1 protein-coding gene is annotated in these 261 nt (G+C 75.9%); it reads right to left on the reverse strand.

What is annotated here, in order from left to right:
* Window positions 1-261 (reverse strand): aldehyde dehydrogenase family protein (locus AC1RPN_RS09045; RefSeq protein WP_481763853.1); only part of this gene is annotated, 261 nt, incomplete at both ends.

Genomic DNA, 261 nt, shown 5'->3' on the forward strand with positions numbered 1-261 from the left:
GGCTTGCCCTGCTCGCGGGCGAGGAGTTCAACGAGGGCCTCGGACGACGCGTCGACCAGGTCGGCGGCCCGGCGGATCGCGTCCGCGCGAGCGGCATCCCCCAGGGCGGCCCACGCGGGTTGCGCCTGCTCGGCGCGGCTGATCGCCGCTTCCAGGTCGTCCGCGGTGTGCAGCGGCGCGTAGCCGATCAGGTCGCCGGTGGCGGGCTCGCGGACGGGCTTGCCGGAGGTGTCGTCGCCCAGCACGCGCTGGAGCAGTTCG

The sequence above is a fragment of the Dellaglioa sp. CoH-57-MRSF-20 genome, assembly GCF_056781955.1.